Genomic DNA, 25134 nt, shown 5'->3' on the forward strand with positions numbered 1-25134 from the left:
CTGTACCGCTATGCCCAGAACGAGGGGTACAAGACCAGCCAGAGCGGCAAGGGGACAGAGGGCTATCTGGACGCCTCCTCCATCTCCAGCTATGCCGTGAAGGCCATGGACTGGGCGGTGAACGCCGGTCTGCTGTCCGGCAAGGGAAACGGTATCCTGGCGCCTACCGCCGGGGCCACCCGTGCCGAGGTAGCACAGATCTTCATGAACTTCTGTGAGGATATCGCAAAGTAAGGCCGATTTTATTCCAATCGTGTACTGGCAAAGGGGCCGCTCCATCATGGAGCGGCCCCTTCTTTTGCTTGGCAACCATAAATGATATGACGACCGTGCGGATTTGTGGAGATGTGGCAAAAAGAGAAATTTTTGTTTTGCCGCAAGTTTTACCAGAACACGGGGTGTAGCAGGAAGCTGCTAAAAATTTGACAACAGATTTTTTGAAATTTTGGGAAAGAATAATGGTGCGTGGAACAAAGCGTTCCACGCCTTTTGAAAACAGGGAAGGAGCGAGGAGAATGAACAACAGCGGTTGTGGAGGATGCGGAAAATTTGTTCTGGGCGTGGCCACTGGAATGGCGGCGGGCGCGGCCCTGGGCATGACTATGGCGCCATCCCACCGACAGATCAAGCGGGCCGCCCATATGGCCGCCAAGCGGGTCAATGAGGCGGTGGAAAACCTGGCCGAGGCCATGGACCTGTAAAGGCAAAACAGAGCCGGACAGTCCTGGACTGCCCGGCTCTGTTTTTGCGGGTTCCCGATTTCTGCATCCAGTCTTCAGGGGGATGTAGGGAGGTCCTCCCTGGGGTGAGCGCTCATCTCCCAGAAATGTAGCTCATGGAGGGAGCAGGCGCGGAAAATCTCCCTGCACTTTTTTGCCCGCTCCGGTGCTAGATCTTGGCAGGCCTGGTCAGTAAACTCGGCCCAAGCCCGGCAGATGGCGTCGTAGCGGTTGCCGGCGTAGTCCCGGACAAAGGGCCAGTAGGGAGTATTTTCCACTCCGGGGGAGCGGCGGATCAGCTCGCCAAAGATCCAGCCATAGCTCAACATACAGGGCAGACAGGCCATCATGCACTCGGCGGCCCCCTCCCCGTCCCGGGCGGCGGCCAGCATACTGTCCACATAGGCCCGATTCTCCGGCCGGAGGGGGAGGGGCTGGATCTCCTCGTCCGTAATGCCGTAGCGTTTCAGGTAGTAACGTCGGGTGGCATCCTCGCTCTCATTGACAAAGGAGAGCAGGGAGTAATAGTTACGGATCTCCGCCATGTCCCGGGAGTGGATCATCCCCCAGGCAAATACCTTGGAATACTCCCGCAGGTACAGACTGTCGTCCACGATGTAGCCCTTGAAGCACTCCTCGGGGAGAGAGCCATCGGCCACACCCTTCAAAAATTTTGTATTCAGGCAGGACTCCCAGATGGGCAGGCTGTCCTGGATGCACTCCTCTAAAAAGTTCATGACTGTTTCCCTCCTATGGCGTTTTGGATGGTCTTCAGCGGCAGGGCGAGCATAATCAGCGTGGTAGCGGTGCCCTCGGGGATCTTGCAGGACAGGTGGTAGGTGATGCTGTACCCCCAGGCCCCCCAGCCGTCCCAGGCGTTTTGAGAGAAAAAGACTACGCCGGAGAGCATCTGGCCAATGAACCGCAGCAGGATGGCCAGCAGTACCCCGCACAGCACCTTCCATTTCTTGCCGTTGCCGAAGATCCCGGCATAGCCCAGGGCGGAGAAGGCAACCAGGTGCTCCACGAAAATCTGGGCCCAGTGGACGGGGGCCCAGGCGGGGATGAGGAAGATGGCCAGAATACCAGTGACCCAGCCGGTGACGCAGGCCAGCCGCCAGTCATAGGTGAGGGCCAGCAGCATCAGGGGAATCCAGGAGCCCGGACTGATGGCCGCCCCGGTGGGAAGGTAGAGCAGAAAGGAGCCCAAAACCAGGGTGGCGGCACACGTCAATCCGCCGTAGCACACAGACCTGGTGTTTAGGCGCAGTCCCCGGCACAGCCAGGCGGTGACGGCCAGATAGGCGACGGTAAAGACAGCGGTGATCATGGTGGAGGGGGTCATTTAACAAACTCCCCCTCTAGGTTAAAGAGATGATCCAGCGGCCCTTTTCCCTGCCCCAGGTCTAGCATGGAGGCCAGGGCGCCGGAGAGATAGGTCTTGGCCCGCTCCACGGAAGTGTCTAGGTCGTAGCCCTTGGCCAGGTTGGAGGCGATGGCGGAGGACAGGGTGCAGCCGGTGCCGTGGGTATTGGGATTGTCGATTCGGCGGCCATAAAACCACTTGGCCTCGCCGGAGCGCCACAGCAGGTCATTGGCGTCGTTCAGGTCGTGGCCTCCCTTGCACAGCACGGCGCAGCCGTACCGCTCACTGATGGAGCGGGCGGCCCGCTCCATGTCCTCGGGACCATGGATGGTCATGCCGGAGAGGACCTCCGCCTCCGGGATGTTGGGGGTGAGAACGGTGGCTAGGGGGAGCAGCTCCGCCTTCAGGGCATCCACCGCCTCCTCGGAAATGAGACGGTCGCCGGAGGTGGCCACCATCACCGGGTCTACCACCAGCTTCTCCACCCGGTATTCCTTCAGCTTCCGGGCGATGACCTGGATCAGAGGCACGCTGGATACCATTCCGGTCTTTACCGCGTCCGGCATGATGTCCGTAAAGACGCAGTCCAGCTGTTCCGCCAGAAATTCAGGCGTGACCTCCATGATGCTCTTGACGCCGGTCGTATTCTGGGCCACCAGGGCTGTGACCGCGCTCATGGCGTATACGCCATTGGCGGTCATGGTCTTGATATCGGCCTGGATACCGGCGCCTCCGCTGGGGTCGGTCCCAGCGATCGTCAATGCTGTTTTCATTGTGAAAACTCCTTTCTTTTTTTGCATTGAAGTTTTATTACGCGACAGCAGGTGGTGCCCCCAAGCTGCCGCGGAAAAATCAGCTCCGCTGATATTTCCCAATTTTCTGGTCGATGGTCAAAATCTCGCCGTCGGGGCGATAGACCACCTTCACATAGGCCGAGACCTTGGGCGCTCCTGCCCGAACGGCCACATGCTGGCATTCCTTCACAATATCCATCAGTTGGTCGTAGCTCTCCCCTTCGATGGTGGTTTCAAAAGGGCCCACCTGATAGTTCAGTCCGGTGCTTTTGATATAGTCGATGACCCGGTCCACGATCCGGCACACATCGGCATCGTTGTCCACTTGGGGCAGTACCTGAATGGCGATGCTTGCGCTCATATTAAATTTCCTCCTTCCAGTTGTCGATGGCTTCATCCGCCAGCTTCTTCAATTCCTCCCAGGGCTGGGTACCGCCGTCGTAGACGGCTACCACATAGTACCCCGCCATTTTGGCAGTTTTTGCAGCGCCTAGGGCGTCCTCGTAAACGGCGATCTCTCCGGGGGAGGCCCCCAGCCGCCGGGCGGCTTCGTGGTACACGTCGGGCCGGTCCTTGCCCCAGCCCACCTCCTCACAGGAGAGAAGAAAGTCAAAATAGTCCAGCACCCCCAGCCGATCCAGACAGGCTTTCATCAGCGGGAGGGCGGTGGCTGAGGCCACGCACATCCGCACCCCATCCCGGCGAAGCCGGTCTAGGTAGAGGGCAACCCCCTCTTTCAAGGGGATGTCTCCCCGGTAGTGCGCCTCAATCATGGCGTTCATCTCCCCAGCGAGAGTTTGGGGAGTGCCGGACAGTCCAAAGGTGCGGATGAACAGCTCCGCCGACTGGGTCATGGTCATAGGCTTGATCCGCTCCAGCAGCTCGGGGGAGGGGGCAAGTCCCTGCCGGGCCAGATACTCCCGGGCCAGACCACGCCAGTAGTCCATGGAGTCTACCAGGGTCCCGTCCATGTCGAAAATGGCAAAGGCTTTATCCATGGGCGGCCACCATGTCCTTTGCCAGCGCCAGCAACTGGGACGTGGCCGCGCCTGGGTCCTCCGCGCCGAAAATGGCAGAGATAACAGCCACACCGTCCACATTGCTGCCCTTCAGCTGGGCGATATTGCCTGCGTTGATACCGCCGATGGCCACCACAGGGATGGACACGGCCCGGACGATGTCCCGCAGGGCCTCCACTGTCAGGTTCCGGGCGTCCTTCTTGGTGCTGGTGCCGAATACAGCGCCCACGCCGATGTAGTCAGCCCCGGCCTCCTGAGCGGCCTTAGCCTCGGCCACTGTGCCGGCGGAGATGCCTAAAATGCGGTCTGGCCCGATGAGGGCGCGGATGTCTCTCCCCCTGAGGTCGGACTGTCCCACATGGACGCCGTCGGAGCCGCAGGACAGGGCAATCTCCACGCTGTCGTTGACCACAAAGGGGACGTTCCGCCGCTGGCAAAGCTGGCGCAGTTCCTCCGCCTCCTGGGCAAAGCGGCCGGGCTCCAGGTCCTTCTCCCGAATCTGGAGGAAGGTGGCCCCGCTGTCCAGCACACGGCGGCAGACGTCGGCCAGGCTCTCCCCCTCCTTCAGCCATGTGCGGTCACTGATGGCATAGAGCAGCATGGACCGGCGGATTTCATCCCTAGTAAATTTCATATCTTACACCCTCTGTCAGTTGTTTTTCAGTCAGGTTGAACACCGCGTCGATGAGATCAGTGCGGAAGGTGGCGTTTCCCGTGCCGTTTTTCAGCCGGCGGGCCTCGGCCGCCTCACCGCACACGCCCATGGCGGCCATGGCGGTACAGACAGCGGCAAAGGGGTCCGACGGCATGGCGCCGCAGAAGGCGCCGATCAGGGAGGTGAGCATACAACCGCTGCCGGTGATGCGGGCCATGGTGGGGCAGCCATTCCGGAGGACCATAGTCTGTTCCCCGTCAGAGATGACATCCAGAGGGCCGGACAGGGCGATGATGCCGCCAATGCGCCGGGCCAGCCCCGCGACCGTCTGGACAGCGGCAGGTAGGCTGTCCTGAGACACGGTGTCAGCCGCCGCCGCATCCACCCCGCTGCCGGACGCCTCCTGGCCGGCCAGACTGCGGATCTCCGAGGCGTTGCCCCGGATGGCGGTAAACCGTACCTTCTCCAAAAGCCGCTTGGCGGATTCCCGCCGAAGGCGGGTGCCACCGGCGGCCACTGGATCTAGTACCACCGGCGTACCAAGCTGGTTAGCACGTTTCCCGGCCAGCACCATGGCGTCTATGTCCTCGATGGCCCCCATGTTGCACACTAAGGCCCGCACTCCAGACACGGCGTCCTCCACCTCTCGGATGTCATGAGCCATAGAGGGGGAGCCGCCGGCGGCTAGGATAATGTTGGCGCAGTCGTTTACTGTGACGAAATTGGTGATGCACTGGACCAGGGGAGCCCGCTCACGGACCAGATGCAGGGCGTTGGAAAAATCAACCATGGGGCGCCTCCCGGCCCAGCTCGGCCAGCATCCGGTTCAGCAGGCCGGACCGCTTGAAGATGAGCAGAGCGGCCACCCCCATGCCGCCTCCCACCAGGGCGGCGGGGGTATAGAGGGGGATGTAGTACAGAGGGGACTGGGCGTCCAGGCCGTAAAACAGCTTCATCAGCGGATAGGCGGTCATGGCCCCCAGCAGGCCGGTGCCAGCTACCTCACCCACCAGGACCAGCCAGATGTTATGGGTCTTTTGATAGATGAGTCCGCCCAGGATGGGTCCAAAAACGGCGCCGACCACTGCCTGAATGGTCCGGCCGGACATCATCCGCATGATCCCGCATAGAAAGGCGGCGGCGCAGGCGTACCACGGCCCCAGCAGGACGGCGGCGATCACATCCACGAAGTGCTGGAAGGGCGCCATGGATGGAAAGTAGACATAGGTGTTCAATACGAAGGCCAGGCAGGCCAGCATGGCGGTAAGCACCATCTTCTTGGTTCGGAGCTGGGTTTTTGCTTGGATCTGCTGCATCGATATTTCCTCCTAAAACGTAAAATGCCGTGGGCCTGTCTTTTACCTCTTAGAAAGACGTTCCCACGGCATCAGCCGAAAAAACTATCTCCCTACGTTGGCATTACCCAAATCAGGTCACAGGTCGAAGCGCACAGCTTCCTCTCAGCCCGTTTGCGAGCTCCCTTGTTGTTTGGCCCCATCCCACGGCTGGAGCCGGCCCTCATTATAATACTTTCAAAATGGGATTGCAAGTTTTTTTGTCCTGGAGTATCCTAAAAATAAAAAAGGTGGAAAGGCGAGCGTGGAAGAAATAGGATTTTTAGACGCTCTGGCCCAGGCCAGGGAGGAGGACGACCAGATATGTCGTCTGACTCAGCTCCGCCAGGAGCTGAAGGGACTGGACCTGTCGGAGCTGGAGCTGCGGGACTGCCATTTCCATGGCTGCCGCTTTACAGACTGCGATTTTTCCAGCGCTGTCCTTGAGCGATGCCTGTTCCATAGCTGCCAGTTGGTTCAGTGCCGCTTTGGAAACAGCTGCTGGCGGGATACCGCCCTCCTAGAATGTAAGGCCGAGGGCAGCGACTTCCGCGGGGCCAGGATAAGGGAGTGCGGTTGGAAGGATACGCTGCTCCGTTACTCCAACTTCAATGAGAGCCAGTGGAGGAGCGCAAAGCTGGAGTGCTGTGACCTGCGGGAGACCACCCTGTCCAGCGCTGTGGTGAAGGAGCTGACGCTGGAAAAGGTGGACCTGACAGGAGCGGAGCTGTTCAGAACCTCACTGAAGGGAACCGACTTGTCCCGGTGCACCATAGACAGCATCTCCCTGTCGGCCAGCTGCGCCGAGCTGAAGGGAGCCAGGATTGCTCCCCATCAGGCGGCGGTGGTGGCCCGCATCTTGGGGATAGATGTGGCGGAATAGGAGGAAAATAGAATGACAGATCAAGAACTGGTGGACAAGGCCTTTGAGATGCACCAATATTCCTATGTGCCGTATTCCCATTTTCCGGTGGGAGCCGCTCTGCTGTGCGGGGATGGCAGGGTGTTTACCGGCTGCAATGTGGAAAACGCCGCCTTCGGCTCCACCATCTGCGCCGAGCGCACCGCTCTGCTAAAAGCGGTCAGTGAGGGGTGCCGGGAGGACTTCCTCGCCATCGCCATCGCCGGCAGGGGGGAGGACTACTGTTGGCCTTGCGGCTCCTGCCGGCAGATGCTCTACGAGTTTGCCCCGGATCTGCGTGTGTTGTGTGCCCGTGGGGACGGCGCCTTCGTTGAGACCAAACTGTCCCAACTGCTGCCCCACGGCTTTGGACCCAAGTCCTTGAAGTAGACTGTTGATTGGAAATATTTTCCGTGTGCATAGACTGCCCTTATCTGGTCAAACTACCTGTGGAACTTGATCCGAGGAGGTGACCTGATATGGTCATGGATAAGATCGCCCTGACCCTGCTGATCATTGGCGGGCTGAACTGGGGCAGCGTGGGACTGTTCCAGTTCGACCTGGTGGCCTTCGCCTGCGGCGGGGCCGGCAGCTTGGTCAGCCGGGTAGTATATGCCCTAGTGGGCCTGTCCGCTGTATGGTGTGTTTCCCTGCTGTTCCGGGATCGAGACCCCGTCGAGGAGCGGAGCTGACCCCTGCGCAGTCAGAGATAACCGATAAAGCCGGCCCGGACCGCACTGCGGTCCGGGCCGGCTTTTCTGAGGACTTTGGCGCGTTTTACGCGCTAGAGCCCTCTTTTTTTACATTGAGACGGAATTTTACAAAGACTTAACAGAGGTAGTGTTTCGCATTTTACATTCCTTTTTTATACTGGGCACCGTAGCACAGATCAAAAGAACCAAGACAGAATAAAAAGGAGTAATCACGAAGATGAAAAAACTGACTTGCCTGGGTCTGGCGCTGGTCATGGCCCTGTCCCTGACCGCCTGCGGCGGCAACAATAACTCCAGCTCCAATTCAAACGGCACCGGCAACTCCAACACCGGCTCCGCCGCCGGGGCGCAGAGCACAGACAACAATACACAGACTGACCTGAGCGGCTCCGTTACCACCAACGGCTCCACCTCGATGGAAAAGGTGGTCCTGACGCTGAATGAGCAGTTTATGATCGACCACCCCGATGTAAAGGCGTCCTACGACCCCACCGGCTCCAGCACTGGCATCGAGGCCGCCAAGAACGGCTCTGCCGACATCGGCCTGGCCTCCCGCGCCCTGAAGGACGAGGAGGTGGCCGACGGTCTGAAGAGCACCACCCTGGCCCTGGACGGCATCGCCATCATCGTCAACGCCGACTCCGCCATCTCTGACCTGACCGTGGAGCAGATTGCCCAGATTTTCAAGGGCGAGGTCGCCAACTGGTCGGAAATGGGCGGCGCGGACGGCACCATCGCCTGCATCGGCCGGGAGGGCGGCTCCGGCACACGGGACGGCTTTGAGTCTATCACCGGGACGGAGGACGTCTGTGTGCTCTCCCAGGAGCTGACCTCCACCGGCGCTGTCATCGAGGCAGTGAAGAATAACCCCCAGGCCATTGGCTACGCCTCCCTCTCCGCTGTGGAGGGCCAGGAGGGCATCAAGGCCATCACCGTCAACGGTGTCGCCTGCTCGGAGGAGACCGTGCTGGACGGCAGCTACGAGATCCAGCGCCCCTTCATCCTGGTGACCAAGGAGGGCGAGACCTTGAGTGAGGCCGCCCAAGCCTGGTTTGACTGGGCTACCTCCGCCGCCGCTTCCGACCTGATCCGTGCCGCCGGCGCGGTGCCTATGGTCTGATTCTGAGAGATCCTTCCGCGACAGCCTCCGCTCTGCTGATAGAGTGGAGGCTGTTGGGCTGAACGAAAGGAGTTTTGGCATTGGAAAGCGAGAAGGTCATGGACTGGGCCGCCTCTAGGGCGGAACACAAGCCGGCCTCCAGTCTCCGCCGGGGCCGGGACACTATGGAATTCATCGTCAAGATGGTATTCCTATTGTGCGGCTTTGTAGCGGTGGGCTGTGTGCTTTTTATCTGTATTTATCTAATTATTGCCGGGCTGCCCGCCATTTTGGAGATTGGCGTCACCGACTTCCTGTTCGGAACGGAGTGGGCGGGCAAACAGGAGAAGTTCGGGATCCTGCCCTTCATCCTCACCTCGGTGGCCGGCACGGCCGGCGCCGTCCTGGTGGGGGTGCCCATTGGGCTGATGACCGCCATGTTTCTGGCCAAGGTAGCGCCGCCCAAGGCGGCTAAAGTCATCCGTACCGCCGTGGAGCTGCTGGCGGGCATTCCCTCCATTGTCTACGGTCTGGTGGGCATGATCGTCCTGGTCCCCGCCATCCAGCGAACCTTCGAGCTGGCCTCCGGCGCCAGCCTGCTGGCCGCTATCGTGGTGCTGGCCATCATGATTCTGCCCTCCATTGTCAACGTGGCGGAGACCTCCCTCCGGGCGGTGCCCAAGGAGTATGAGGAGGCCAGCCTGGCCCTGGGAGCCACCCACATTGAGACCATCTTCCGGGTGACTCTGCCCGCCGCCCGGTCCGGCGTGGCAACCGCTGTGGTGCTGGGGGTGGGGCGGGCCATCGGTGAGGCCATGGCCATCATCATGGTGTCCGGCAATGTACCCAATATGCCGGACAGCCTGTTTACCCCCGTGCGGTTCCTGACCACAGCTATCGCCTCTGAAATGTCCTATGCCGGAGTGGGTACCCTGTGGCGGCAGGCCCTGTACTCCGTGGGTCTGGTGCTGTTCCTCTTCATTATGCTCATCAACGTGATCCTTAACCTGTTTATCAAGAACAAAAAGGAGGGCTGAAGCCATGGAAAAGCTGTCTAAGAGGCGCTGGCTCTACGACCGGGGGCTTCGTGCCCTGCTCTACCTGTGTGGTCTGCTGGTGTGCGCCCTGCTGGTCTTTCTCATCGGCTATATCTTCGTCCGGGGACTTCCCTTAGTCACCTGGGAGCTGCTGTCCACCCAGACCAGTATGCTCAAGGGAACCACCGGCATCCTGCCCCACATCGCCAGCACCATCTACATCATTGTGCTGTCCATGGCCATCGTCCTGCCACTGGGGGTGGGCGCTGCCATCTATCTGACGGAGTATGCCTCCAACCGGCGTTTGGCCGCTATCATCGAATTTGCCGCCGAAACCCTCACCGGGATCCCCTCCATCATCTTCGGCCTGGTGGGCATGATGGTTTTTATCCAGCTTATGGGACTGAAGGCGGGCATCCTGGCCGGCGGCCTGACGCTGGTGGTCATGATTTTGCCCACCATCATCCGCACCACCCAGGAGAGCCTGAAGACTGTTCCCCAGAGCTACCGGGAGGGGGCCCTGGGCCTGGGGGCCGGCAAGTGGCATATGATTCGCACCGTCGTGCTGCCCAACGCCGTGGACGGGATCGTCACCGGCTGTATCCTGGCTGTGGGCCGTATCGTGGGCGAGTCGGCCGCCCTGCTGTTCACCGCTGGCTTCGGCACAGTGCTGTACAGCTTTGGCGAGGCGCTGAATAACTCCTCCGCCACCCTTACCGTGGCCCTATACCTTTACGCCAACGAGCGGGGCCGGACGGATATCGCCTTTGCCATCGCGGCCATCCTGATGATTCTCACCCTGGTTATCAACCTGTCCGCCAGCCTGGTTGGGAAGAAGCTAAAGAAGTAAAGGAGCACAGAGCCATGGACCATACTATCCTGTCCGCCCGGGACCTAAATCTGTATTATGGCGAGAACCATGCCTTGAAAAATATTATGATCGACCTGCCGGAGCGGCAGATCACCGCCCTGATCGGCCCCTCCGGCTGCGGAAAGTCCACCTTTCTGCGGACCATTAACCGGATGAACGACCTGATTCCGGGGGTGAAAATCACTGGATCCCTGACCTATCGGGGGGAGGAGGTATACGCCCCAGGCAGGGATGTAACCGATTTGCGCCGCCGCATCGGCATGGTGTTCCAGAAGGCCAACCCCTTCCCCATGTCTATCTATGACAACGTGGCCTACGGCCCCCGGACCCATGGGATCCGCAACCGTGTGAAGCTGGACGAGATCGTGGAGCAGTCCCTTCGGGGGGCCGCCATCTGGGAAGAGGTGAAGGACCGGCTGAAGAAGTCCGCCCTGGGCCTGTCCGGCGGCCAGCAGCAGCGGCTGTGCATTGCCAGAGCCCTGGCCGTCAAGCCGGACGTACTGCTGATGGACGAGGCCACTTCCGCCCTGGACCCCATCTCTACCTCCAAGATAGAGGACCTTGCCTCAGAGCTGAAAAAAGACTATACTATCATTATGGTGACCCATAACATGCAGCAGGCCGCCCGTATTTCAGATAATACCGCCTTTTTCCTCATGGGGGAGCTGGTGGAATTTGGAGAGACGGAGCAAATATTCTCCATGCCTCAGGACAAGAGAACCGAGGACTACATCACCGGGAGGTTTGGCTGATATGAGGAACCGTTTTAATGAACAGCTGGAGCAGCTGAATGTAGAACTGATTAAAATGGGAGCCCTGTGCGAGGAGGCCATCTCCGCCGCCACCAAGGCGTATGTGGAGGGAGACCGAGAGCTGGGAGAGCGGGCCAGGAGCCTGGAGCAAGACATCGACCACAAGGAGCGGGATATCGAGAGCCAGTGTATGAAGCTCCTCCTGCGTCAGCAGCCGGTGGCCAAGGACCTGCGGGCCGTATCCGCCGCCCTGCGGATGATTTCCGATATGGAGCGCATCGGGGATCAGGCCGCCGATATTGCTGAGATCGCCCGGTATATGGAGAAAAGCGCCATTCTGCGGCAGGTGCCCATGGAGGAGATGGCCCTGGCTGCCATTAAAATGGTGACGGACAGTGTGGACTCCTTTGTCCGGGGTGATCTGGCCCTGGCCCACTCAGTCATCGCCCAGGACGACCAGGTGGACAGCCTGTTCCTGTCCGTCCGGGAAAAGCTGACCGCGCTGATCGCCGGAGGGGAGAATGGCGGCCTCTGCCTGGACCTGCTGATGATCGCCAAGTATTTCGAGCGCATCGGCGACCACGCCTGTAATATCGCCCAGTGGGTGGAGTACGCCATCACCGGGGACTATGAGGATGACTGAAAGAGAAGATTGCCGGACGGCGGCATGGGGAAGAAGGCACAGTCCCTCTCCCGCCGGGGAAACAAGACTGGAATGAGGTGGACCCCTTGATCTATATTCTGGAGGACGACGCCAGTATCCGCAAGTTGGTGGTATACACCCTGAACAGCCAGGGGATGGAGGCGGAGGGCTTTGAACGCCCCTCCAGCTTTTGGCGCGCTCTGGAGGAGCGGCAGCCCGACTTGGTGCTGCTGGATATCATGCTGCCGGAGGAGGACGGGCTGCAGGTGCTGAAGCGCCTGCGGGCCGATTCCAACACCAGAAGGCTGCCGGTCCTGATGCTGACGGCCAAGAGCACCGAGTATGACAAGGTGCTGGGGCTGGACCAGGGGGCGGACGACTACATTGCCAAGCCCTTCGGCATGATGGAGCTGATGGCCCGCATCCGTACGGCCCTGCGCCACTCCGGGCAGGGGGAGAACGGAGGCAGGACCTATCAAGTGGGCGCTCTCTATGTGGACCCAGGCCGCCATGTGGTCCGGGATGGGGAGCGGGATGTAACCCTGACCCTAAAGGAGTTTCAGCTGCTCTGCCTGCTGCTGGAGCGGCGAGGCACCGTATTCACCCGGGACCAGTTGCTTAATACCATCTGGGGATATGAATTTGACGGGGCCAGCCGCACGGTGGATGTCCATATCCGCACCCTGCGGCAAAAGCTGGGAGAGGCGGGCGCCTGCATCGAAACAGTCCGGGGTATCGGCTACAAGGTATCGGAATAGGACAAGGCCGTCAGAATTGAGAGGTGTAGCGGTTTGACATCAAAGATCTTTCGCAATTCCATGGCGGTAGGGCTGTCCGTATTTCTGCTGTCAGTGGCCCTGTTCATGGGAGTGCTGTACCAATACTTCGGCGACCAAATCACCGGTGAGCTGGAGAACGAGGCGTGGCTGGTGGCCCGGGGTGTGGAGTCCATGGGAATGGACTATTTTGACGGCCTCCAGTCCTCCAGCCGCATCACCTGGGTAGGGGAGGATGGAACGGTCCTCTATGACAGTGTGGCGGACGCCTCCACCATGGAGAATCACGCCGACCGGGAGGAGATCCGTGAGGCGATGAATGGTTCCCGGGGGACGGCCCAGCGCCAGTCGGCCACCCTGTCGGAAAAGACATTTTATGTAGCCCGGCGGCTGGAGGACGGCTCTGTCATCCGTCTGGCCAGCGCCCAGTATACAGTGGTGGTCCTGCTGGTATCCATGGTCCAGCCCCTGCTGATCATCCTGGTCCTGTCCCTGATCCTGGCCGCGGTGCTGGCCAACCGGCTGTCCAAGGGGATCATCCGGCCTATTTTGGACTTGGATCTGGAGCACCCGGAGGAGTGCAATACCTATGACGAGCTCTCCCCGCTGTTGACAAGGATCCGGCGGCAGAATGACACCATCCGGGGCCAGATGGACCAGCTCCGCCAGCGTCAACAGGAATTTGCCGCCCTCACCGAGAACATGACCGAGGGCTTTGTGCTGTTGGATCAAAAGGGCCGCGTTCTCTCTTATAACTCCGGCGCCCTGCGGCTTTTGGGCGCCATCCCGCCGGGGGGCGAGGCCAATGTCCTGACGCTGGACCGGACGGATGCCTTCCGCCGAGTAGTGGAGCAGGTGCTGGACGGGGTGCGCGGACAGACCCGCCTGGACCGCCAGGGCCGGTGTGTCCATCTCCTGGCTGACCCGGTGTTCCGGGAGGGAGCTGTGAGCGGAGCGGTCCTGGTACTGCTGGACGTAACAGAGCGGGAGCAGGGGGAGCGGATGCGCCGAGAGTTCACCGCAAACGTGTCCCATGAGCTGAAGACTCCCCTGACAGCCATCTCCGGCATGGCCGAGATCATCAAGGATGGTCTGGTGGACCCGAAGGATGTGGCGGGTTTCGCCGGCGATATCTATAAGGAGAGCCAGCGACTCATTAGCCTGGTGGAGGACATCATCCACCTGTCCCGCCTGGATGAGGGAGGCGTGGGGCTGGAGACGGCGCCGGTGGACCTGCTGGAGCTGTGCCGCCGGGTCATGGAGCGGCTGGAGCCCGCCGCCAAGCGGGCTGGCGTGAGCGTCAGCGTAGAGGGGATGCCAGCTACGATCCACGGGATCCCGGCAGTGTTGGAGGAGATGGTGTATAACCTGTGCGACAACGCAATCAAATACAACCGTCCGGGAGGGAGCGTGGCACTGAACCTCTCCCTAGGGGAGAAAGAGATAGAGCTGTCCGTGGCCGACACTGGCATCGGTATCCCGGCCGAGGACCAGGAGCGGGTCTTTGAGCGATTCTACCGGGTGGACAAGAGCCATTCCAAGGAGATTGGAGGGACCGGTCTGGGCCTGTCCATCGTCAAGCATGGCGCCGCCCTGCACAACGCCGCAATCAGGCTGGAGAGCGTCCCTGGGCATGGAACCACTGTGCGCCTAATCTTTCCCATCTGATTTTTTCATCCCGCGGGAGGCCGCCGGTTTCTGCCGGCGGCCTCCCGGCCTGTTATCCGCACATGATAAAAAACGGAAAAGAAGGGAACTTTTTGGGATAGGGGCCGTCTAATAGAGGGAAAGCTAAATAGGCTGAAACTTTACGACAAAACGGAGGATTATGTTATGAAGAAGATTTTAACGCTTGCCCTTGTCCTGGCCCTGGCTGTCACCGGGCTGTCTGGCTGCTCCGGAAACGGCGGGACCACGTCTGACAAGAGCCCGGAGGAACTGGCCCAGCTCTACCATACTGCCATCACAGACAACGGCGGCGAGATGGTGGAGTATAACCCTGTGATCACAGAGAAAAAAGAGGACGACGGCTCCGCTATGCTCCTTGAGATGCTGGGGCTGGATACTGGCGATATGACCGCTTTTGGAATCAGTGCCTCCATGATGAATGTCAAGGCTTACGCCATCGCCGCCGTCATGCCCGCCGAGGGGAAGGCCGATGCTGTGAAAGAGGGGCTGCAGGGCTACATCGACCAACAGAAGAGCAGCTTTGAGATGTATCTGGCTGACCAGTACGAGGTAGCTAAGAACGCCAGACTGGAAACTCTGGAGGACGGCACCATCCTGATGGTTATGTGTGAGGACCAGGATACGGTCTTTGACGCCATCTCCGCCGCCATCCAGGCCGGCTAAAGCCCACAAAACATCCCCGGTCCCCGGACCGGGGATGTTTTTGTATCAAAGTGAATAAATAAACGGAATATCCAAATATATATTCATTTTTGGTAAATATATATGGAAAATAATTGTTAGTATATGCATATTAATGCAAATAACCTCTTGCAATTACGTTAAGGGAGTGGTAGACTGTTGCCATGGAAAGCAGAGCGGACGGCGCAGACCACCAGACAGAGGAAAAAGCGCGCCCCGCACTGAGATTTGGAGGGAAAAATCATGGCTCAAGTAAAAAAAGTAGTGCTGGCTTACTCCGGCGGTCTGGATACATCCATCATCATCCCCTGGTTGAAGGAGAACTATAATGACCCTGAGATCATCGCTGTTTCCGGCGATGTGGGGCAGGGCACTGAACTGGACGGGCTGGAGGAGAAGGCTATCAAGACTGGCGCCTCTAAGCTGTATATCGAGGACCTGACCGACGAGATGGTTGACGACGTTATCATCCCGTCCATGATGATGGGGGCCAAGTACGAGGATTATCTGTTGGGCACCGCCTTTGCCCGGCCCATCATTGCCAAGCGGCTGGTGGAGATCGCCAAGAAGGAAGGCGCCGACGCCATCTGCCACGGCTGCACCGGCAAGGGCAACGACCAGGTCCGGTTCGAGCTGGCCATCAAGAGATTTGCCCCTGAGATGAAGATTATCGCCCCCTGGCGGGAGTGGGACATCAAGGGCCGCGACGAGGAGATCGACTACGCCGAAGCCCACAACGTCCCCCTGAAGATCAGCCGGGAGACCAACTATTCCAAGGACAAAAACCTGTGGCACTTGTCCCACGAAGGGCTGGACCTGGAGGACCCCGCTAATGAGCCCCTGTATGACAAGCCCGGCTTCCTGGAGATGGGCGTGTCCCCCGCCATGGCACCAGACGCCCCCACCTATGTCACCTTGGACTTTGAGAAGGGATGGCCTGTGGCCATTGACGGGGAGAAGATGAAGGCGTCCGACATCATCCGCAAGCTCAACGAGCTGGGCGGGGCCAACGGCATCGGCCTGCTGGACATCGTGGAGAACCGGCTGGTGGGCATGAAGGACCGGGGCGTGTACGAAACTCCCGGCGGCACCATCCTCTACCGGGCCCACGAGGTGCTGGAGCAGATCACCATCGACAAGGATACCAAGCACATGAAGCAGAAGCTGGCGGTGGACTTTGCCGATCTGGTGTACAATGGCAAGTGGTTTACCCCCCTGCGGGAGGCCCTGACCGCCTTCGCCGTGGATACCCAGAAGTACGTCACCGGCACTGTGAAGCTGAAGCTCTACAAGGGCAATATCATCACCTCTTCCATCACCTCGCCCTGCACCCTGTACTCAGAGAATCTGGTGACCTTTGAGGAGAGCGACTATGACCAGAAGGACTCCCAGGGCTTTATCAACCTGTGGGGCCTTCCCGACAAGGTACAGGCGCTAAGAGAGCAGGGCAAGCTGTAATATTTAAGAGTGGAGAGTGGAGATAAGCCCAATATCTTCGCTCTCCATTCTATTCTTAATATTTGTGAGGTAACTGACATGAAGTTATGGGCAGGAAGATTTCAAAAGGAAACTGACACACTGGTGAACGATTTTAACTCCTCTATCGGCTTTGACGCCCGGCTGTATCGGCAGGATATCCAGGGCTCCATCGCCCACGCCCAGATGCTGGGCAGGCAGGGGATCATCGAGGCACATGAGGCGGAAAAGATCGTAGAGGGCCTGAAGGCTATCCTGGCTGACATTGAGGACGACAAGGTGGAGTTCTCCCTGGACAACGAGGACATCCACATGAATATCGAGGCCATGCTGACCCAGCGCATCGGCGACGCGGGCAAGCGCCTCCACACCGGCCGTTCCCGGAACGACCAGGTGGCGGTGGACACCCGGCTGTATGTCAAGGAGGAAATCCCTGTTATCATCGGCCAGGTGTTGGCGCTGGAGGAGGTCCTGGTCAAAAAGGCCGAGGCCAACCTAGACACCGTCATGCCGGGTTATACCCACCTTCAGCGGGCCCAGCCCACCACCTTTGCTCACTACATGATGGCCTACGCCAACATGTTCAAGCGGGATGTCACCCGGCTGGAGGACTGCCTGGAGCGGCTGGACGAGTGCCCCCTGGGGGCGGGCGCCCTGGCCACTTCTACCTATCCGGTGGACCGCTTCGCCACTGCCCAGGCTCTGGGCTTTAAAAAACCAACCGACAATTCCATGGACTCAGTGTCCGACCGGGACTACGCCATCGAGCTGCTGTCCGCCCTGTCCATCCTGATGATGCACCTGTCTCGGTTCTCTGAGGAGATCGTGCTGTGGTGCTCCTGGGAGTTCAAGTTCGCGGACCTGGACGACGCCTACTCCACTGGTTCCTCCATCATGCCTCAGAAGAAGAACCCAGACGTGGCCGAGCTGGTGCGGGGCAAGACTGGGCGGGTGTACGGTGCCCTGGTCACGTTGCTTACTGTGATGAAGTCCCTTCCCCTGGCCTACAACAAGGATATGCAGGAGGACAAGGAGGCCGTCTTTGACGCCATTGACACGGTGGAGCTGTGCCTGCCCGTGTTTGCCGCCATGGTGGATACCCTGACCGTGCGGCCTAAGAACATGGCCAAGGCAGCGGCCGGCGGCTTCATCAACGCCACCGACTGTGCCGACTACCTGACGAAAAAGGGGCTGCCCTTCCGGGAGGCCTATATGATCGTGGGCCGGCTGGTCAACCTGTGCATCAAGACGGGGGACACCCTGGATACGCTGACCTTAAAGGACTTCCGGGCCATCTCCTCCCTGTTTGATGAGGACGTGTACCAGGCCCTGGCCCTCAAGACCTGTGTGAATGAAAGAAAGGTCTATGGCGGCCCGGCGAAGGAGAGCGTGGAGAAGCAGATCGCCCTGATTGAAGAATTTGTGGCAGAGCGCAAATAAGCCATTGCAAAAATTCCCAGGTTAGACCATAATAGAACTATCATTTCAAAGAAATCCAGGTGGTCCATATGAGTAAGCCAAAGGTATATATCGACGGTAAGGAGGGCACCACCGGCCTGCAGATCTATGAGCGGCTGGGCGGCCGGGAGGACATCGAGCTGCTCCTCATCGACGAGGATAAGCGAAAGGACACAGAGGAGAGAAAGAAATTCCTCAACGCCGCCGACCTGGTGTTCCTGTGTCTGCCTGACGCCGCCGCTGTGGAGGCGGTGTCCCTCATAGAAAACCCTAAGACCCGAATTATTGACGCTTCCACCGCCCACCGGACGGCGGAGGGCTGGGTATATGGCTTTGCCGAACTGCTGCCCGGCCAGCGCCAGCGCATCAAGTTCTCCTCCCGAGTGGCCAACCCAGGGTGTCACGCCACTGGCTTTTTGTCCACGGTGGCCCCCCTGATAGAGCTGGGGGTGCTGCCCAGGGACTACCCCTTATCCTGTTACTCCCTCACCGGCTACTCTGGCGGAGGAAAGAAGATGATTGCTGAGTATGAGGCACCGGACCGGGACCCTCTGCTGGACTCTCCGGCTCCTTACGCCATTGGCCTGTGTCACAAGCACCTGCCTGAGATGCGTCAGGTGGCGGGCCTGGACTTTCCACCCAATTTTCTGCCGGTGCTGGGGGATATCTACAAGGGGATGGCGACCACTGTTATGCTCCAGAACCATCTGCTGAATGGCACGCCCAATGCCCAGGACGTCCACGATCTGCTGGCCGGCTACTACCAGGACCAGAAGCTGGTCCAGGTCACCCCCTTCGGAGGGGCCGGTCCCCGGCTGTATACCAGCCAGCTGGCGGGAAAGGACAGCCTGGAGATCACGGTTTCCGGAACGCAGGAGCAGACGCTGCTTACTGCCCAGTTTGATAATCTGGGAAAAGGAGCGTCGGGGGCCGCGGTCCAGAATATGAACATTATGATGGGGTTTGAAGAAACTGCCGGACTTAGCCTGTAATAGCGTGTCCTGCGGTGGGGCGCGCACTGTGCGCCCCGATGAAATAAAAGGAGGGTATCCCTCATGTTGAATGAAATTTCCGGCGGCGTGTGTGCCGCCCGGGGCTTCCAGGCCGCCGGTGTCCACTGTGGCGTCAAGGCCAGCAGCAGCCCGGATAAGAACGACCTGGCCCTGATCCTGTCGGAGCGGGAGTGCGCTGCCGCCGCCGTCTATACCCTGAACCGGGTGAAATCCGCCCCGGTGTATGTCACCATGGACCACCTGGAGGACGGAACCGCCTGGGGTGTGGTGGCCAACAGCGGCAACGCCAATGCCTGCTGCCCTTTGAGCCACGAGAACGCCCAGGCCATGTGCGCTGCCGCCGCCCAGGCCACCGGCCGCCAGCCAGAGGACTTTGTGGTGGCCTCCACCGGAGTCATCGGAAAAACGATCAACATCGGTGTGATTCAGGCAGGTATGCCAAAGGCAGCCGCCGCTTTGGGTAGGGACGGCTCCGACAGCGCGGCCAATGCCATTATGACGACGGATACAGCGAAAAAAGAGATTGCGATTTCTTTTGAGCTAGGCGGGAAAGAGGTGCGGATGGGGGCTATCGCCAAGGGCTCCGGCATGATTCATCCGAACATGGGCACCATGCTGGCCTTTATCACCACTGACTGCGCCATTACCCACGAACTTCTATCTGATGCTTTGCACCAGGTGGCAGCGAGAACCTTTAACCGGGTGACCGTGGACGGGGATACCTCCACCAACGACACCTGCGCGGTGCTGGCCAACGGTCTGGCGGGCAACACCCTTATCGAGTGGAAGGACGGAGACTACGAGATCTTTGTGGCTGCCCTGGACCATGTGTGCCGCTATCTGGCCCGGTCTATCGCGGCCGACGGCGAGGGGTGCACCAAGCTGATCACCTGCCTCATGTCCGGCGCCCGCAGCGAGGAGAGCGCCGAGCGTCTGGCCAAGTCGGTGGTGGGCTCCTCCTTGGTGAAGGCGGCCATGTTTGGCGCCGACGCCAACTGGGGCCGGGTGCTGTGCGCCATGGGGTACTCTAAAGCCCCCTTCCGCCCGGAGCATGTGGACGTGACGTTCCGCTCTGCCGCGGGGGAACTCCTGGTCTGTAAACAGGGTGAGGCCGTAGATTTTGACGAGGCCAAGGCCAAGGAGGTCCTGTCTCAGAAGGAGGTCATCATTGCCGTGGACCTCCACGAGGGGGAGGACAGCGCGGAGTGCTGGGGCTGCGACCTGACGTATGACTATGTGAAAATTAACGGCGACTACCGCACCTGATCCTGGAAAATGGGAGGCGCTGCGCTGAGATGGCTGCATTGGTGAAGGACTTGGGGGCGGAGCTGCTCCTGAAGCTTCCCATCTATCTTCTTCCGGCAGTAGTACTAGGGGTGCTGTCACGCCGGGGAATAAAAAGCCGGGTGGGGAGATGGTGCGCTGGCCTTCTCGTTCTGGGGTTGAGCGCCGGGCTGCTGTACGGCGTGCTCCGCGCCTTGGGGGTGATCCTGTACCCCAACGACAAAGTGGGAATGTCCTACTACTGGTACGGCTCCAGCTTCCGGGACGAGGGGATCAGAACGGCCGCTTTCTGCGGGCTGTTGCTTTTGGCGGCGGCCATCCCTCGGATGGGGAAGCTGCTTGATAAAAAATGAGGAGGGATCTGTCCCATGTCCTTTAATGAGATCGACCGGGCCCAGGTGCTGGCTGAGGCCCTGCCTTATATTCAAAAATTCACTGGTAAGACCATCGTGGTGAAATACGGCGGCAACGCCATGGTTTCTGATGAGCTGCGCCACGCCGTCATCTCCGACATCATTCTGCTGTCCCTGGTGGGGATCCGGGTAGTGGTGGTTCACGGCGGCGGCCCGGAGATCAGCGAGATGCTGAAAAAGCTGGGCAAGGAGTCAAAATTCGTGGACGGACTGCGCTATACAGACGAGGAGACGATGGATATTGTCCAGCAGGTCCTGTGCGGCCGGGTGAATAAGGACCTGGTAGCCACTCTGAACCGCTTGGGAGGCCGGGCTTTGGGGCTGTGCGGCCTGGACGGTGCCCTTCTCCAAGCGAAAAAGCTGGATGACAAATACGGCCAGGTGGGGGATATCACCAAGGTGGACGCCGCCCCGGTCATTGACGCCCTGAATAACGGCTATATCCCTGTGGTAGCCACAGTGGCCCAGGGGGTAGATGCGGAGGTGTCCTACAATATTAACGCCGACACTGCCGCCGCCAAGCTGGCTGTGGCCCTTGAGGCGGAGAAGCTGATCCTGCTTACCGATGTGCGCGGCCTGCTCCGGGATCCCAAGAATGAGGCCACCCTGATCCCCGAGCTGCAACTCTCCTCTGTCCCTGCCCTGGTGCGGGAGGGAGTCATTTCTGGAGGGATGATCCCCAAGGTGGAATGCTGCGTGGAGTCTGTCCGTTCCGGCGTCAAGTCGGCGGTTATTTTGGATGGCCGGGTGGCCCACTCCCTGCTGATGGAGCTGCTCACCGACGCGGGCATCGGCACCATGCTGACCAACTAAAGGCGCCCCTAAATGGCGTCGGCATCTGGCGGAGAGGGATCGCATGAATTTACCCTCGATTTCTTTCGAGACCGTCGGGAGGAATTTCGTGGGAGATGTCACATTTCCGGTGCCATCCTGGAGGATAACGAGAGAAAATTATGATTCCGCGCCGATGAGTGTCGGAACTCCTTGCGGAAAAGATGTTTCGCGGAGATATGATTGAAGGGGGAACACCATGACCTTTGAAGAGATCAAGGCTCTGGACGAGCAGTATGTGATGCACTCCTATGGCCGCTTCCAGGTGGCCATTGACCACGGAAAAGGGGCTACTGTCTGGGCTGTGGACGGAAAGGAGTATATTGACTTTTCCGCCGGCATCGGTGTGTGCTCGCTGGGATACGGCGATCCGGGCTGGGTGGAGGCCGTTTCCACCCAGGCGGCCAAGCTGGGACATATCTCCAACCTGTTTTACACCGAGCCTTATGCCAAGGTGGCCCAGAAGCTGTGTGTCCGCACCGGAATGTCCAATGTGATGTTTGGCAACTCCGGGGCGGAAGCCAACGAGGCCATGATCAAGCTGGCCCGGAAATACTCCTTTGATCGGTATGGCAAGGGCCGCGGAACGGTCATTACCCTCCATAACTCCTTCCACGGACGCACGATCACGACTCTGGCGGCCACGGGGCAGGATAAGTTCCACAACTACTTTTTCCCCTTCACCGAGGGGTTCCGCTATGCCGATGCCAACGACCTGGATAGCGTGGAAGCGGTGGCCGGCCATGACGTGTGCGCCGTCATGATGGAACTGGTCCAAGGAGAGGGAGGGGTACTGCCCCTGGACCTGGAGTTCGTCCAAAAAGTGGCGGAGCTGTGCGCCAAGCGGGATTGGCTGCTCCTTGTCGATGAGGTTCAGAGCGGCATGGGCCGTACCGGCTCTCTGTTTGCCTTCCAGCAGTATCACATCCAGCCTGATGTGGTGTCCTTCGCCAAGGGCATCGCTGGCGGACTGCCCTTCGGCGGCATCATGGCCAATGAGAAGTGCAGAGAGGTGTTCTCTCCCGGCACTCACGGCACCACCTTCGGGGGCAACCCTGTGGCCGCCGCCGCCGCCTGCCATGTACTGGACCGGATGGACGACGCCTTTTTGGCCCAAGTGAAGGAGAAAGGGGCGTATCTCCGCCAGGCCATCGAAGCCATGGAGCTACCCTGCCTGGGCAAGACTCGGGGGCTGGGGATGATGGTCGGCATCGATGTGGTGGGGGAGCAAACCAACAGCCAGCTGGCCGCCAAGCTTATCGAGAGCGGCCTGCTCATTCTCACCGCGGGACCCGGCTTGAGGCTGCTGCCCCCCCTGACCATCACCCAGGAGGAGATGGACAAGGGGCTGTCCATTATGAAAGCGGCGCTGTTATGATAGAGTGGAGAGAGAAAAGTGAGGGGTGGAGAGATACTCTATCTTCACGCCTCCCTCCTACAAAGATTGGTGATTTGATATGAAAAAAGATTTGTTAAAGCTGCTGGATTTGTCCCAGGAAGACATCACCCTGATCCTGAATACGGCGGACCAGTTGAAGTACGAGCAGAAGCACAACATCCACAGGGATTATCTCAAGGGCAAGACCTTGGCCATGATTTTTGAGAAAAACTCCACCCGCACGCGGGTGTCCTTTGAAACAGGGATGTTCCAACTGGGCGGCCACGCCCTGTTCCTGTCTGGCAAGGAGAGTCAGATCGGCCGAGGGGAGCCTATTGAGGATACGGCCAGAGTGCTGGACCGCTACTGTGACGGAATTATGATCCGCACCTTTGGCCAGGACGAGGTGGAGGAGCTGGCCCGGAACACCAAGATCCCGGTCATCAATGGCCTGACCGACTTCTGCCATCCCTGCCAGGTGCTGGCCGACCTGCTGACTATTCGAGAGCATAAGGCGGTGCTGGAAGGACTGAAGCTGTGCTACATTGGGGACGGCAACAATATGGCCAACTCCCTGATCGTAGGCGGGCTAAAGACGGGGATGGAGGTGTCAATCGCCTGCCCCGAGGGCTACGATCCCGATTCCCAGGTGCTGGACTTTGCCAGGAGCGACCCCGGTTTCCACTTCTCTCTGTTCCGCACCCCCCAGGAGGCGGCGGCAGGGGCCGATGTGTTGATCACCGACGTGTGGGCCTCCATGGGCCAGGAGGGGGAGAAGACCGTTCGGGAAAAGGCATTTGCGGGCTATCAAATCAACGACGGGCTGATGGCGCTGGCCAACCCCGGCTGCATGGTGCAGCACTGTCTGCCCGCCCACCGGGGAGAGGAGATCACAGCCGAGGTCTTTGAGGCCCACGCAAACGAGATATTCGACGAGGCGGAGAACCGCCTCCACGCCCAGAAGGCAGTTATGTACCTGTTGATGAAGGACCAGTAACAGTAGAGAAGGCCGGCGCACAGACTGTGCGCCGGCCTTTGCTGTCGCCTGGAGCTTAACTACGCTGCCAGAGGAGGACCGCTCCATCGGTGGCAGCGGAAAATTCCGCCTCGCCCATATCCTCTAAAGCGGCATAGTCTCCCGCCAGATAATACACCTCCTGAATTTGATCCTGGGAGGGGATCTGGACAGCGGCCCCCTTTACGGTGTCCAGCAGCAGCCCATTCCCAATGGACAAGTGGCCGGAGGATTCAGGCCTGCCTGCGTGGCTGAACAGGGGAGTAAGGTTGGATTTGATATTTTGGGTATAGCACAGATAGACCGCCGTCCGTCCATCGATCTCCCGGTCCAGTACCCGGAACGAGGCGTAATTTCCCCCATAGTAGTAGATGTCGATGACGCCGTCTGAAGCCAGAGAGACGTCCACCATGCCCTCCTGGTACGGCACGGGCCGCTCTACATCGGCGGCGGCGGTGAACACCAGGAACATGGCCAGCATGGCAGCCGCTGTGGCCAGCACAGACAGGCGTTTCCGGCGGGAGAAGCGGCGTTTGACGCCCGCTATGACTTGGGCCTTTTCCCGGTCCACATCCGCTGTCTCCCTGTCCAGATTTTCCTCCCTTCCCATCTCGCGTAGCACCTCGGCACAGTGGGGACAACTTTGAATATGCTCGTCTACCGCCTGGCGGCTCTCCTGGCTGCATACCTCATCACGGTACAGGGGCAGCAGATCCTGAATGATTTTGCAGTTCATTGATCTTCCTCCTTTAATTTTGATCTGGCCCGGTGGTATGTTACTCGGGCCCAGCTCTCTGTCCTGGAAAAGAGTTGAGCGATCTCTCCAAAGGACAGCTCTCCAAATACCCGGAGAGAAAAGACCTCCCGATAGGGCTCAGGCAGGGCATGGAGCCGGCGGTGAAGTTCCATGGCGGATTCCCGGTCCAGCAGCCGTTCCTCCAACTGGTCGGGGCTGGGCTGGCGCTCCAGATCGGGCATCTCCCCGCTCCGCTTCTGCCGCCGCAATCCGGCTAGATATTTCCGTTTGCCGATTTGGCACAGCCAGACATAGAGCTTGCAATCTCCCCGGAAGCTGTCGATGTGCTGGATGGCCTGAAAAAAAGTCTCCTGGGTCAACTCCTCTGCCAGATCCCGGTCGCCGCACAGGACCAACAGATACCGGTACACCTGTGGGAACAGCTCCTCGTAGACCGCTTCAAAAGATTCCATCTTCTCCC

The 25134-nt window shown here is 59.6% G+C and carries 31 protein-coding genes and 1 riboswitch; of the genes, 21 read left to right on the top strand and 10 right to left on the bottom strand.

The window, feature by feature from the left end; genetic code table 11:
• A partial coding sequence (locus tag H8S11_RS11990) for an S-layer homology domain-containing protein (protein ID WP_186853283.1) occupies positions 1-234 on the top strand: 234 nt, incomplete at its 5' end.
• 281 nt (positions 235-515) lie between these two features.
• On the top strand, positions 516-701 hold the full coding sequence (locus tag H8S11_RS11995) for a hypothetical protein (protein ID WP_147570941.1): 186 nt from the start codon (positions 516-518) through the stop codon (positions 699-701).
• A gap of 74 nt (positions 702-775) precedes the next feature.
• On the opposite strand, the gene H8S11_RS12000 is transcribed toward H8S11_RS11995, so the two are convergent.
• The 8 genes from H8S11_RS12000 to thiW all read right to left on the bottom strand — a co-directional run bounded on the left by H8S11_RS12000 (position 776) and on the right by thiW (position 5869).
• Positions 776-1456: a TenA family protein gene (locus H8S11_RS12000; RefSeq protein WP_186853284.1), complete on the bottom strand. Its 681-nt coding sequence runs from the start codon at positions 1454-1456 to the stop codon at positions 776-778.
• Entirely contained in the window at positions 1453-2064 is a 612-nt protein-coding gene (locus tag H8S11_RS12005; RefSeq protein WP_186853285.1) for an energy-coupled thiamine transporter ThiT, read from the bottom strand. Before H8S11_RS12005 ends, H8S11_RS12000 begins: the two co-directional genes overlap by 4 nt.
• The gene (thiD, locus tag H8S11_RS12010) at positions 2061-2858 is read right to left on the bottom strand and encodes a bifunctional hydroxymethylpyrimidine kinase/phosphomethylpyrimidine kinase (RefSeq protein ID WP_186853286.1); all 798 of its coding nucleotides are present in this window, start codon (positions 2856-2858) and stop codon (positions 2061-2063) included. The genes H8S11_RS12005 and thiD overlap by 4 nt, the downstream gene beginning before the upstream one ends.
• 79 nt (positions 2859-2937) lie before the next feature.
• Positions 2938-3240 carry a thiamine-binding protein gene (locus H8S11_RS12015; protein WP_147570937.1) on the bottom strand — a complete coding sequence of 101 codons (303 nt, stop codon included), beginning with the start codon at positions 3238-3240 and terminating at the stop codon, positions 2938-2940.
• A gap of 1 nt (position 3241) precedes the next feature.
• The gene (locus H8S11_RS12020; protein WP_186853287.1) at positions 3242-3877 is read right to left on the bottom strand and encodes an HAD family hydrolase; all 636 of its coding nucleotides are present in this window, start codon (positions 3875-3877) and stop codon (positions 3242-3244) included.
• The gene (gene thiE / locus H8S11_RS12025) at positions 3870-4532 is read right to left on the bottom strand and encodes a thiamine phosphate synthase (RefSeq protein WP_186853288.1); all 663 of its coding nucleotides are present in this window, start codon (positions 4530-4532) and stop codon (positions 3870-3872) included. The genes H8S11_RS12020 and thiE overlap by 8 nt, the downstream gene beginning before the upstream one ends.
• Positions 4519-5343 (bottom strand): hydroxyethylthiazole kinase, encoded by an 825-nt coding sequence (gene thiM, locus H8S11_RS12030; protein ID WP_186853289.1) that lies wholly within the window; start codon positions 5341-5343, stop codon positions 4519-4521. The genes thiE and thiM overlap by 14 nt, the downstream gene beginning before the upstream one ends.
• The gene (thiW, locus tag H8S11_RS12035; protein WP_147570933.1) at positions 5336-5869 is read right to left on the bottom strand and encodes an energy coupling factor transporter S component ThiW; all 534 of its coding nucleotides are present in this window, start codon (positions 5867-5869) and stop codon (positions 5336-5338) included. The genes thiM and thiW overlap by 8 nt, the downstream gene beginning before the upstream one ends.
• Positions 5870-5941: 72 nt before the next feature.
• Positions 5942-6046: riboswitch (TPP riboswitch) on the bottom strand.
• A gap of 106 nt (positions 6047-6152) precedes the next feature.
• Here thiW and H8S11_RS12040 point away from each other — a divergent pair.
• The 19 genes from H8S11_RS12040 (at position 6153) to argF (ending at position 23899) form a co-directional block, all read left to right on the top strand.
• On the top strand, positions 6153-6770 hold the full coding sequence (locus H8S11_RS12040) for a pentapeptide repeat-containing protein (RefSeq protein ID WP_186853290.1): 618 nt from the start codon (positions 6153-6155) through the stop codon (positions 6768-6770).
• Between the two features lie 12 nt (positions 6771-6782).
• Positions 6783-7178, top strand: coding sequence for a cytidine deaminase (cdd, locus tag H8S11_RS12045; RefSeq protein ID WP_186853291.1), 396 nt, complete (start codon positions 6783-6785; stop codon positions 7176-7178).
• Between the two features lie 89 nt (positions 7179-7267).
• Positions 7268-7480, top strand: a complete 213-nt coding sequence (locus H8S11_RS12050) for a DUF378 domain-containing protein (RefSeq protein WP_147570930.1) — start codon at positions 7268-7270, stop codon at positions 7478-7480.
• 238 nt (positions 7481-7718) lie between these two features.
• A complete protein-coding gene (locus tag H8S11_RS12055) occupies positions 7719-8621 on the top strand; it encodes a phosphate ABC transporter substrate-binding protein (protein ID WP_186853292.1) in 903 nt (300 codons plus the stop codon).
• Between the two features lie 164 nt (positions 8622-8785).
• Entirely contained in the window at positions 8786-9637 is an 852-nt protein-coding gene (pstC, locus tag H8S11_RS12060; RefSeq protein ID WP_186853344.1) for a phosphate ABC transporter permease subunit PstC, read from the top strand.
• 4 nt (positions 9638-9641) lie between these two features.
• Complete coding sequence (gene pstA, locus H8S11_RS12065) at positions 9642-10487, top strand: phosphate ABC transporter permease PstA (protein ID WP_147570928.1); 846 nt, start codon at positions 9642-9644, stop codon at positions 10485-10487.
• 14 nt (positions 10488-10501) lie between these two features.
• On the top strand, positions 10502-11260 hold the full coding sequence (gene pstB / locus H8S11_RS12070; protein ID WP_147570927.1) for a phosphate ABC transporter ATP-binding protein PstB: 759 nt from the start codon (positions 10502-10504) through the stop codon (positions 11258-11260).
• A gap of 1 nt (position 11261) precedes the next feature.
• On the top strand, positions 11262-11903 hold the full coding sequence (phoU, locus tag H8S11_RS12075; RefSeq protein WP_186853293.1) for a phosphate signaling complex protein PhoU: 642 nt from the start codon (positions 11262-11264) through the stop codon (positions 11901-11903).
• Between the two features lie 86 nt (positions 11904-11989).
• Positions 11990-12661 carry a response regulator transcription factor gene (locus H8S11_RS12080; protein WP_147570925.1) on the top strand — a complete coding sequence of 224 codons (672 nt, stop codon included), beginning with the start codon at positions 11990-11992 and terminating at the stop codon, positions 12659-12661.
• A gap of 33 nt (positions 12662-12694) precedes the next feature.
• Entirely contained in the window at positions 12695-14347 is a 1653-nt protein-coding gene (locus H8S11_RS12085; protein WP_186853294.1) for a sensor histidine kinase, read from the top strand.
• 165 nt (positions 14348-14512) lie between these two features.
• Positions 14513-15031 carry a DUF4358 domain-containing protein gene (locus tag H8S11_RS12090; protein WP_147570923.1) on the top strand — a complete coding sequence of 173 codons (519 nt, stop codon included), beginning with the start codon at positions 14513-14515 and terminating at the stop codon, positions 15029-15031.
• A 261-nt stretch (positions 15032-15292) separates the two neighbouring features.
• Positions 15293-16507: an argininosuccinate synthase gene (locus H8S11_RS12095; RefSeq protein WP_186853295.1), complete on the top strand. Its 1215-nt coding sequence runs from the start codon at positions 15293-15295 to the stop codon at positions 16505-16507.
• A gap of 78 nt (positions 16508-16585) precedes the next feature.
• On the top strand, positions 16586-17965 hold the full coding sequence (gene argH / locus H8S11_RS12100; RefSeq protein WP_147570921.1) for an argininosuccinate lyase: 1380 nt from the start codon (positions 16586-16588) through the stop codon (positions 17963-17965).
• A 68-nt stretch (positions 17966-18033) separates the two neighbouring features.
• Positions 18034-18975, top strand: a complete 942-nt coding sequence (gene argC, locus H8S11_RS12105; protein WP_147570920.1) for an N-acetyl-gamma-glutamyl-phosphate reductase — start codon at positions 18034-18036, stop codon at positions 18973-18975.
• A gap of 63 nt (positions 18976-19038) precedes the next feature.
• Positions 19039-20262 (top strand): bifunctional glutamate N-acetyltransferase/amino-acid acetyltransferase ArgJ, encoded by a 1224-nt coding sequence (gene argJ, locus H8S11_RS12110; RefSeq protein ID WP_207721990.1) that lies wholly within the window; start codon positions 19039-19041, stop codon positions 20260-20262.
• A gap of 29 nt (positions 20263-20291) precedes the next feature.
• Positions 20292-20633, top strand: coding sequence for a hypothetical protein (locus H8S11_RS12115; protein ID WP_186853296.1), 342 nt, complete (start codon positions 20292-20294; stop codon positions 20631-20633).
• Positions 20634-20648: 15 nt separating this feature from the next.
• Positions 20649-21506 carry an acetylglutamate kinase gene (gene argB, locus H8S11_RS12120; protein WP_186853297.1) on the top strand — a complete coding sequence of 286 codons (858 nt, stop codon included), beginning with the start codon at positions 20649-20651 and terminating at the stop codon, positions 21504-21506.
• A gap of 217 nt (positions 21507-21723) precedes the next feature.
• Positions 21724-22902 carry an aspartate aminotransferase family protein gene (locus tag H8S11_RS12125; protein WP_186853298.1) on the top strand — a complete coding sequence of 393 codons (1179 nt, stop codon included), beginning with the start codon at positions 21724-21726 and terminating at the stop codon, positions 22900-22902.
• Between the two features lie 79 nt (positions 22903-22981).
• On the top strand, positions 22982-23899 hold the full coding sequence (argF, locus tag H8S11_RS12130) for an ornithine carbamoyltransferase (protein ID WP_147570916.1): 918 nt from the start codon (positions 22982-22984) through the stop codon (positions 23897-23899).
• A gap of 55 nt (positions 23900-23954) precedes the next feature.
• Here the strand turns inward: argF and H8S11_RS12135 are convergent, their stop codons facing one another.
• Together H8S11_RS12135 and H8S11_RS12140 are read right to left on the bottom strand one after the other, a co-directional pair.
• The gene (locus H8S11_RS12135) at positions 23955-24653 is read right to left on the bottom strand and encodes a zf-HC2 domain-containing protein (RefSeq protein WP_147570915.1); all 699 of its coding nucleotides are present in this window, start codon (positions 24651-24653) and stop codon (positions 23955-23957) included.
• Positions 24650-25126, bottom strand: coding sequence for an RNA polymerase sigma factor (locus tag H8S11_RS12140; protein WP_147570914.1), 477 nt, complete (start codon positions 25124-25126; stop codon positions 24650-24652). The genes H8S11_RS12135 and H8S11_RS12140 overlap by 4 nt, the downstream gene beginning before the upstream one ends.
• Positions 25127-25134: the final 8 nt, after the last annotated feature.

Source organism: Flintibacter hominis, from assembly GCF_014287965.1.
Classification (GTDB): domain Bacteria; phylum Bacillota; class Clostridia; order Oscillospirales; family Oscillospiraceae; genus Lawsonibacter; species Lawsonibacter aceti.

What these genes read in the sequence shown, in the direction of transcription:
- H8S11_RS12015 (WP_147570937.1), bottom strand. Translation starts at nt 3,240, where the DNA reads ATGAGCGCAAGCATCGCCATTCAGGTACTGCCCCAAGTGGACAACGAT.
- H8S11_RS12095 (WP_186853295.1), top strand. Translation starts at nt 15,293, where the DNA reads ATGGCTCAAGTAAAAAAAGTAGTGCTGGCTTACTCCGGCGGTCTGGAT.
- H8S11_RS12115 (WP_186853296.1), top strand. Translation starts at nt 20,292, where the DNA reads ATGGCTGCATTGGTGAAGGACTTGGGGGCGGAGCTGCTCCTGAAGCTT.
- thiM (WP_186853289.1), bottom strand. Translation starts at nt 5,343, where the DNA reads ATGGTTGATTTTTCCAACGCCCTGCATCTGGTCCGTGAGCGGGCTCCC.
- pstC (WP_186853344.1), top strand. Translation starts at nt 8,786, where the DNA reads ATGGAATTCATCGTCAAGATGGTATTCCTATTGTGCGGCTTTGTAGCG.
- H8S11_RS12005 (WP_186853285.1), bottom strand. Translation starts at nt 2,064, where the DNA reads ATGACCCCCTCCACCATGATCACCGCTGTCTTTACCGTCGCCTATCTG.
- H8S11_RS12055 (WP_186853292.1), top strand. Translation starts at nt 7,719, where the DNA reads ATGAAAAAACTGACTTGCCTGGGTCTGGCGCTGGTCATGGCCCTGTCC.
- H8S11_RS12050 (WP_147570930.1), top strand. Translation starts at nt 7,268, where the DNA reads ATGGTCATGGATAAGATCGCCCTGACCCTGCTGATCATTGGCGGGCTG.
- thiW (WP_147570933.1), bottom strand. Translation starts at nt 5,869, where the DNA reads ATGCAGCAGATCCAAGCAAAAACCCAGCTCCGAACCAAGAAGATGGTG.
- pstA (WP_147570928.1), top strand. Translation starts at nt 9,642, where the DNA reads ATGGAAAAGCTGTCTAAGAGGCGCTGGCTCTACGACCGGGGGCTTCGT.
- argC (WP_147570920.1), top strand. Translation starts at nt 18,034, where the DNA reads ATGAGTAAGCCAAAGGTATATATCGACGGTAAGGAGGGCACCACCGGC.
- argJ (WP_207721990.1), top strand. Translation starts at nt 19,039, where the DNA reads ATGTTGAATGAAATTTCCGGCGGCGTGTGTGCCGCCCGGGGCTTCCAG.
- phoU (WP_186853293.1), top strand. Translation starts at nt 11,262, where the DNA reads ATGAGGAACCGTTTTAATGAACAGCTGGAGCAGCTGAATGTAGAACTG.
- H8S11_RS12140 (WP_147570914.1), bottom strand. Translation starts at nt 25,126, where the DNA reads ATGGAATCTTTTGAAGCGGTCTACGAGGAGCTGTTCCCACAGGTGTAC.
- thiE (WP_186853288.1), bottom strand. Translation starts at nt 4,532, where the DNA reads ATGAAATTTACTAGGGATGAAATCCGCCGGTCCATGCTGCTCTATGCC.
- cdd (WP_186853291.1), top strand. Translation starts at nt 6,783, where the DNA reads ATGACAGATCAAGAACTGGTGGACAAGGCCTTTGAGATGCACCAATAT.
- argF (WP_147570916.1), top strand. Translation starts at nt 22,982, where the DNA reads ATGAAAAAAGATTTGTTAAAGCTGCTGGATTTGTCCCAGGAAGACATC.
- thiD (WP_186853286.1), bottom strand. Translation starts at nt 2,858, where the DNA reads ATGAAAACAGCATTGACGATCGCTGGGACCGACCCCAGCGGAGGCGCC.
- H8S11_RS11995 (WP_147570941.1), top strand. Translation starts at nt 516, where the DNA reads ATGAACAACAGCGGTTGTGGAGGATGCGGAAAATTTGTTCTGGGCGTG.
- argH (WP_147570921.1), top strand. Translation starts at nt 16,586, where the DNA reads ATGAAGTTATGGGCAGGAAGATTTCAAAAGGAAACTGACACACTGGTG.
- H8S11_RS12020 (WP_186853287.1), bottom strand. Translation starts at nt 3,877, where the DNA reads ATGGATAAAGCCTTTGCCATTTTCGACATGGACGGGACCCTGGTAGAC.
- pstB (WP_147570927.1), top strand. Translation starts at nt 10,502, where the DNA reads ATGGACCATACTATCCTGTCCGCCCGGGACCTAAATCTGTATTATGGC.
- H8S11_RS12000 (WP_186853284.1), bottom strand. Translation starts at nt 1,456, where the DNA reads ATGAACTTTTTAGAGGAGTGCATCCAGGACAGCCTGCCCATCTGGGAG.
- H8S11_RS12090 (WP_147570923.1), top strand. Translation starts at nt 14,513, where the DNA reads ATGAAGAAGATTTTAACGCTTGCCCTTGTCCTGGCCCTGGCTGTCACC.
- H8S11_RS12125 (WP_186853298.1), top strand. Translation starts at nt 21,724, where the DNA reads ATGACCTTTGAAGAGATCAAGGCTCTGGACGAGCAGTATGTGATGCAC.
- H8S11_RS12135 (WP_147570915.1), bottom strand. Translation starts at nt 24,653, where the DNA reads ATGAACTGCAAAATCATTCAGGATCTGCTGCCCCTGTACCGTGATGAG.
- argB (WP_186853297.1), top strand. Translation starts at nt 20,649, where the DNA reads ATGTCCTTTAATGAGATCGACCGGGCCCAGGTGCTGGCTGAGGCCCTG.